This window comes from Prevotella pallens ATCC 700821 (assembly GCF_000220255.1).
Lineage (GTDB): Bacteria > Bacteroidota > Bacteroidia > Bacteroidales > Bacteroidaceae > Prevotella > Prevotella pallens.
Genome location: NZ_GL982513.1, coordinates 1,326,904 through 1,327,897, shown reverse-complemented (window position 1 = coordinate 1,327,897; position 994 = coordinate 1,326,904). Strand labels below are relative to the sequence as shown.

Below are 994 nucleotides of genomic sequence, written 5' to 3'. Positions count from 1 at the left end.
TTTAAACGCTTTTAAATGCAAAAAATACCATTGAAAGCCACATGTACATTCGTTAAAATATAAGACCCTTTTTATTGTTTTGAAAGTATGCCGATATGCCGTATTGTTTTATGATTTCATGGTATATCTTTGTCCATACAGAAACCATAAGGGACTTTATCTGTGTTGGAATATTAGGATAAAGATGCCATTAATTCGGCACGCCAATGATTGTTCCACGCATCTTCGATAGTATTCGAATAGTTCGTTATGCGATAATAATCGTTTTGGTCGTGATGATAGATAAAGCAATTATCAACACCTTCTATTATCCATTGTAATATGTCAGCCTCGTTTCGGTCTAACTCTTTTGCCGAAACGAAGTTGATAAGATACTGCAATTTGTCTGTATCGAAATAATTTTCTTCGAACAACTGATAGCAAAATGTATCGTCAATATCATCGTTCTTGTTTTTTGCAAGAAGATTATCGGCAGATATACCCCCTGCTTTCACTTCTTTTGATTGCTTTTTATCCATTTATTTTGCTATCTTTTGTATGGTTGTTATGTTGCTTTTATGAAATCAGAAAAACCATTGTTACTACTGATTGTAAGCGTTTAATCGGGCAAGGTAGAATTTTTTAAAGTCAGTCCACCTATAATAAAAAGGTGTAGACGTGGCAGGTAATGGCATCGTAGCTTCTTCCTCGTTTAGTAATGCCTTCACCAGCATGTCAGCTTTCGGATTTTTCGGGTTTCTATAAAAAACGAGTTGTATATTTGCTGGCATTGATAAACGGACAAATGCTGCACTGCATTTATCCCGAGTAAAAACTTTGCAGCCTTGTTCCGTTGTGCAAAGATAAACATTTTTGACTAATATCGGCTATTTGTCGTTGTCGAAATATAAATACTCGCACGTTTAAAAATAGCAGAGAAAAAGGAAACAAGAAAGAAAGTCCCCTACCCTAATTCGCCCCTCCAAAGAACTATAATAACAAAATAAAAATTTAT

The 994-nt window shown here is 34.7% G+C and carries 1 protein-coding gene and 1 pseudogene; both read right to left on the bottom strand.

The genetic code is table 11. The features are described 5' to 3' along the window. Positions 1 to 173: 173 nt before the first annotated feature. The gene (locus HMPREF9144_RS05105) at positions 174 to 518 is read right to left on the bottom strand and encodes a hypothetical protein (RefSeq protein WP_006044830.1); all 345 of its coding nucleotides are present in this window, start codon (positions 516 to 518) and stop codon (positions 174 to 176) included. A 63-nt stretch (positions 519 to 581) separates the two neighbouring features. Further along, positions 582 to 770, bottom strand: a pseudogene (locus HMPREF9144_RS05100) (histidine-type phosphatase); the annotation flags it as partial. Positions 771 to 994 lie beyond the last annotated feature (224 nt).

Excerpts from the sequence above, each read along its gene's own strand:
- HMPREF9144_RS05105 (WP_006044830.1), bottom strand. The coding sequence starts at position 518 with ATGGATAAAAAGCAATCAAAAGAAGTGAAAGCAGGGGGTATATCTGCC.